The organism is Staphylococcus sp. GDY8P72P (assembly GCF_016890655.1).
Taxonomy (GTDB): domain Bacteria; phylum Bacillota; class Bacilli; order Staphylococcales; family Staphylococcaceae; genus Staphylococcus; species Staphylococcus arlettae.
Window position 1 is genome coordinate 1 of sequence record NZ_JAFEQJ010000052.1, and the last position, 6,344, is coordinate 6,344.

Genomic DNA, 6,344 nt, shown 5'->3' on the forward strand with positions numbered 1-6,344 from the left:
TAGTAATTTACTCTTGATAAAATCCGTTACCAAGTAAAGCAGATACGATGATGACAGACAGGATGAACAAATTATGTGAATTGATGGGGATTCCTTTAATTGATCACGTGATTGTGGGAGGAGATAATCGAGAGTTTTTTAGCTTCAAGGAAAAAGGGTTGATATCTAATCCAAGAATTACTTTGACGAACGACTATAAAACTCTAGACTTTCCATCCCCAATGATAGCTGAGCGAGGGAAGGTAAGGTGAATGTGAGTGGAGAGGCCAAAATAAGTGGCGCCGTGCTGAGTGGATATAATGCTTCACATTCTATTTAAAGTTTTCAACAGAAGTGCTGACGCTACCGACTGGTGCGCTAGCACTTTTTAATCTCGATATATCCCTTTTCAAAATATGTTATACTATATTATAAAATACTTTTGAAAGGTACAGACAAGGGTTGTCAAAACTATGAAGAAAGAAAGAATAAAAGAAATCTGCCATCTCGCACAGGTATTTCACTCAACCTATAAAATTTCAGTTCTAATAAAAGATGACAAGAATATAAACATAGCTCTTGGTAATATTGAAGTTGACAAGAATTTGTTTCCTATTGATTATGATATGAGCCAATATTGGATTGAAGATTTACCAGGATTCAGAATCGGAGTTCATCCTCTTGGTGCTGTCCGATGCACATTTGAATCTGATGATAAAGCAATGTACGTTCAGATTGGTCCAGTGATGGTAGAGAACATTAACCCATTGATGATTTATCAGGGAAGCAATGACAATGAATGGACTGTGCTCGATATCAGAAAGTTTAGTGAAATATGTGTGATGATGTATTACTTTGCATTAGATAAGAATTTATCTTTTTCTATTGAGAGTTTAGTGAATAAACTGGTACAATTTTTTTCGACTGATATCATGGGACTACAAACGTCTGAGCTTTCAAAGCGGACGATTGAACAAAGTTATCAGGACTTACGAACAAGACTTGAGCTTGTCCAAAATGGTGATATAACTACACTTAAACAGCTGAACCGGGATCAAGATTACCTTAATGCACTTTTTGAATTTTGTAATAATGAACAATCAACAAAATCCATGCTGACATTCTGTCTGTATCTATCGATGTACTATGCTATTGCTGGCGGTCTTCCTATTGAAATGTCAGGTGCAATCAGTAGCTATTACGGAAATCGCTTTAGTTCTCTGAGAAAAAGAGAAGAGTCCGTTGCTATGTATAACAGTATTTTGGAGCATTTCGCTTTAAGTACTGCAGATTATAGAGTATCTGGTGTCTCTTCAGACATAGCAAAAGCAGTCAGGATGATTAAAAGAAATATCAACCGTCAGCTCACCATTCAGTCAATATGCACAGAAATTGGTCTAAGTCAGTATCACTTCATGCGTAAATTCAAGATAGATATAGGTATGACTGTTGGTGCATACATTAAGAAGGAGAAAATAGCATATGCCAAATTTCTATTGGTATATACGAATCAGTCAATATCAGAAATTAGTGAATATCTTATATTTAACTCACAAAGTTACTTCACATCCGTGTTTAAAAAAGAAACAGGAAAAACGCCTTTTGAATATAGAAAGAGTGATTTGTAAAGCTGATGGCTAATGCAAAGAATCAATTGCGGCAATCCTTTTGTATCTTTTTCCAGTGTGGCTGCGGTTTCTGTTGACGGGAACAGCAGGGCATATGCGGAATCTGGTGTCGGATGAGATAACGGATCAGTTACTTTGTTTTTATCAGAAAAGGTGTAAGCTAAAACTTAGGTTAGCCATTGCGCTAGCGATTTGGTACAATAAGGGGGAAGTTGAATTATATTTGAAACGATAGGAGGGAGAAGCAAATGAAATCTACAACTAAAGTAACATTTAAAGAACTTCATGTATAGGTGGCTGTGACAAGCTTTACATGGAGTGGAATAATTATTGTCCGAAGCCACCTTTGCAATTGCTAGTACTAACGCAAAGGAGGATATGAAAATGCAATACAAAATAATTAATGGTGCCGTTTACTATGATGGTAATATGGTGTTGGAAAACATCGGTATTGAAATCAATGATAATGAAAAGATTGCTATTGTTGGTAGAAATGGATGTGGAAAAACAACCTTGCTAAAAGCTATTATAGGCGAAATTGAATTAGAAGAAGGAACTGGTGAAAGTGAGTTTCAAGTAATAAAGACCGGTAACCCTTATATTAGCTATTTAAGACAGATGCCTTTTGAAGATGAAAGTATATCAATGGTGGATGAAGTCCGTACGGTATTTAAGACGCTTATTGATATGGAAAACAAGATGAAACAGCTGATAGATAAAATGGAGAATCAATATGATGATAAAATCATCAATGAATACTCTGATATCAGTGAAAGGTATATGGCTCTTGGAGGTCTAACCTACCAAAAAGAATATGAAACGATGATTCGTAGTATGGGTTTTACTGAAGCAGATGATAAAAAACCCATTTCTGAATTTTCAGGTGGTCAGCGAACTAAGATAGCTTTTATAAAAATACTTTTAACAAAGCCAGACATTCTATTACTTGATGAACCTACTAACCACCTTGATATAGAAACAATACAATGGTTGGAGAGTTATTTGAGAAGTTATAAATCTACATTGGTTATTATTTCCCATGATAGAATGTTTCTTAATCGAATTGTGGATAAGGTTTATGAAATCGAATGGGGAGAGACCAAATGTTATAAAGGTAATTATTCAGCCTTTGAGGAGCAAAAACGAGAAAATCATATCAAACAGCAAAAAGATTACGATTTGCAACAGATAGAAATTGAAAGGATTACACGCTTGATTGAACGTTTTCGTTATAAACCTACGAAAGCTAAAATGGTGCAATCTAAAATTAAATTATTACAGCGTATGCAAATATTAAATGCACCAGACCAATACGATACAAAAACTTATATGTCTAAATTTCAACCGAGAATCAGTAGTTCAAGGCAAGTATTAAGTGCTTCAGAACTTGTGATAGGCTATGATACTCCTCTTGCAAAGGTTAATTTCAACCTTGAAAGGGGACAGAAGCTTGGAATTGTTGGGAGTAATGGTATTGGTAAATCCACGTTGCTTAAAACACTTATGGATGGTGTGGCAGCATTGTCTGGAGATTTTAAATTCGGATACAATGTTGAAATTAGCTATTTTGACCAACAGCTTGCTCAAATCAGTGGAGATGATACACTATTCGAAATTTTTCAAAGCGAATACCCTGAGCTAAATGACACAGAGGTCAGAACTGCTCTTGGCTCATTTCAGTTTAGTGGAGATGATGTTTTTAGACCGGTGTCCTCTTTGTCAGGTGGAGAAAAGGTTAGATTGACATTATGTAAATTATTATATAAACGTACTAATGTTTTAATCTTAGATGAACCGACAAACCACATGGATATTATTGGAAAAGAGAATTTAGAGAATATCTTATGCAGTTATCAAGGTACAATTATTTTTGTGTCACATGATAGATATTTTACTAATAAGATTGCTGACAGATTACTTGTTTTTGATAAGGATGGTGTAGAGTTTGTACAATCTACTTATGGTGAGTACGAGAAAAAAAGGATGAATTCTGAAAAGCCATTTAATAACATTAAAGTTGAGCAGAAAGTAGAGAAAAATAACACAGTAAAAGGCGATCGTAACTCCATTGAGAAGGAGAAGGTTAAGAAGGAGAAACGAATTGAAAAACTTGAAGTGTTAATAAATCAATATGATGAAGAATTAGAAAGATTGAATAAAATTATTTCTGAACCAAACAATTCTTCTGATTATATAGTACTGACGGAAATACAAAAATCAATTGATGATGTTAAAAGGTGTCAGGGTAATTATTTTAATGAATGGGAACAGTTGATGAGAGAATTGGAAGTTATGTAATTTTTGAGTTATGCAATAAGGATGTAAAAGTGTTAATGATACATTCTGGTTGTTGAAAATGTAAAAAAATTAATGAATTTTTATTAGATATAATCGCTATGTGAAGACCTTTTGAGTTTGCCGCATAGCGGTTTTTATTATCTATACTTTGGAATTGTCAAGAAAAGTGTAGTCGTATAAACTCACTAAATTTCCTTTGATTGTTATGCTGCCAGAAGTTGTTCTTCCAGCTGAACAAAATTATTACGATTTATATGAAAAGTTGTTGCCTGGATGCCAATTCCATAAAATGGGTTGGGCAATGGGGGTTGTCTGGACAAAATAACTTAAAGCTGTGGCTTTGAAAAGTTGAATTTGTGATTGTTTTCAGAGCTATCGGGTGCTTTAGTATAAATAACAATGAATAAAAAATCAGCCTGTATCTTATGTTACTATTAAGTAATTTAAGATACAGGTTTTACTATTTTTGAAATAAGTACCTTCCACTTCAAATACATGTATTCAAAGTGAAAGTATTGATTTAAATGATTCTTTTGTAATTTACTCTTGATAAAGCTTAACACCTTCTCCAGAAGATATCAAAATAACTCAGAGAATAAAAGAGATTAGTGAAATGATGGGCATTATATTATATGACCACATAATATTTTCAGAAAATGATCATCATTCAATTATGAAAAATGACTTAGATGATTAGATATCACTTTATTAGTTCGTAAATACAAATGTCTATACAAGATTTAAAATAGTCATATTTTGTCATCCTCAACCATCATATGAAGATATTGAAGCTACAAAGCGTCTATATAAAGTGGGTAAATTAATCAGAATAGATGACCTCGATCATCTCATCTTTACAAATAATTCATTCCATTCAATAAAAGAAAGTTGTCTTCTCTAAAGGTTAAGCATTATATTCCTGACCTTTTTTATTAACGATTTGTCACATTCATATAGAAACAAGCAGATTTTTCATCATCCTATATCTGTAAAAACTATATATTTTTTAATCCTACGCTTATAAAAATATATATCCAATATTAACTCTACTTGTTATAATTACAAATAAAGTAAAAAATAGGTTAAGGAGAATTTTTATAAAAAATGGTTGTTCTCTGTATTAATTGTTTTGTTAATAAGCCTCATCAGCGTATTTACATATTTTCAGTACTCAATAAATCAAAGTTTGTCACTATAGAAAGAAAAGCTGAAACTCAAGACTGTTAAGGCTAAAGGCGAAACAGACAAAAAACAGATAAGGAAAAAGAAAATAATTATAATTCAACTGAAGAACCTTCAACAGAAACTGCTACAACTTAACAGTAGCATATCTCAAAGTTTATCCAGTTAATTTAATTCAGATAGACCATAAAGGAAAACATAAAAACCTACCTAAACGAATAATCGGAGATGATAACAATGAAAACAGCTGCAATCTACTTGAATGAAGGAAATGAATCACAATTCGGTGTATCCCTAGAAGAGCAACTAGAAATACTTACAAAAATTGCTAAGGAAAAAAACTATCATATCGAAAAAGTTTATACTGATAATGAAGAAGACTTTATAGTGGGCTACTATCCTAAATTATATGAACTTAACAATAAAATACGTAACACAGATTATGATCTAGTATTATTCTATAAGTCATTTAACATGTTTCATGAAATATATGATTATCTGAAGCAGATAGAGTTTTGCATTAACAGTCATGTCGATGTTTATAGTCACATGGAGTTTATAGATTCTACTGCTGGTTCAGAAGGACTTAAATTTATACATGGTCTTATAGCAACAGACGACTGTCTATAGACAATACTGAGAGGAGAAATAGTGTAAAAAAACGTGTATGAATATAACATAGAAACACATTACTTAAATTAACAGGAGGAAGAAACGTGGCAGATTATAAAAGATTGCTAAGGACAAAATTCGTGAAGCTAAATTAGATGAAAAAGCAAAAACATATTATGCAAAAGGAAAATAATTATCACAGGATAAAGACTTAAAGAAGAATTCTGCTGATTATGGCAAAGGATTCATTAACGGACTAAAAAATATAGAAACTATCCCAATGTTAGCATTAACATTCGTTATGATGCTATTGCTATAGATACCTATGATGTAAACCTGTACTATAAGCTAAAACGGATAAATGCATATGTTTCATTATTATTAATCCCTTCATTACAAAATAAAAAATAACATTTTAATTTGTATTTATTATAAATAACTTAATGAAATTTTACAATATTTATTGCATATTTTATAATCTCATTTTCCGAAATGCTCCTTCTAATAAATAAAGGCAAGATGCTTATAGCAGCTTGCCTCAAAATAATTTTCAAGTTATTAATATTAATTATATTTTCTTATCTATAAACTAATCCACCATCAGTTAAAATAGATTGTCCAGTAATATAGTCAGAATCACTTGAT

Annotated in this window: 4 protein-coding genes and 2 pseudogenes; all 6 read left to right on the forward strand. The window is 32.1% G+C overall.

Annotated elements, in window-relative coordinates:
- Nucleotides 1–32 precede the first annotated feature (32 nt).
- Nucleotides 33–251, forward strand: a pseudogene (locus JVU85_RS13825) (JAB domain-containing protein); the annotation flags it as partial.
- Between the two features lie 201 nt (nt 252–452).
- Nucleotides 453–1,607, forward strand: a complete 1,155-nt coding sequence (locus JVU85_RS13830) for a helix-turn-helix domain-containing protein (protein ID WP_002360186.1) — start codon at nt 453–455, stop codon at nt 1,605–1,607.
- Between the two features lie 384 nt (nt 1,608–1,991).
- Nucleotides 1,992–3,905 carry an ABC-F type ribosomal protection protein OptrA gene (gene optrA, locus JVU85_RS13835; RefSeq protein WP_029743126.1) on the forward strand — a complete coding sequence of 638 codons (1,914 nt, stop codon included), beginning with the start codon at nt 1,992–1,994 and terminating at the stop codon, nt 3,903–3,905.
- A 568-nt stretch (nt 3,906–4,473) separates the two neighbouring features.
- Nucleotides 4,474–4,602 (forward strand): annotated as a pseudogene (locus JVU85_RS14075) (JAB domain-containing protein); the annotation flags it as partial.
- A gap of 54 nt (nt 4,603–4,656) precedes the next feature.
- Entirely contained in the window at nt 4,657–4,806 is a 150-nt protein-coding gene (locus JVU85_RS14165; RefSeq protein WP_227532287.1) for a JAB domain-containing protein, read from the forward strand.
- Between the two features lie 518 nt (nt 4,807–5,324).
- Nucleotides 5,325–5,717, forward strand: a complete 393-nt coding sequence (locus JVU85_RS13850; RefSeq protein ID WP_108909048.1) for a recombinase family protein — start codon at nt 5,325–5,327, stop codon at nt 5,715–5,717.
- The last annotated feature ends 627 nt before the right edge of the window (nt 5,718–6,344 follow it).

Coding starts and splice junctions, on each gene's coding strand:
- JVU85_RS13850 (WP_108909048.1), top strand. CDS start 5,325: ATGAAAACAGCTGCAATCTACTTGAATGAAGGAAATGAATCACAATTC.
- JVU85_RS13830 (WP_002360186.1), top strand. CDS start 453: ATGAAGAAAGAAAGAATAAAAGAAATCTGCCATCTCGCACAGGTATTT.
- optrA (WP_029743126.1), top strand. CDS start 1,992: ATGCAATACAAAATAATTAATGGTGCCGTTTACTATGATGGTAATATG.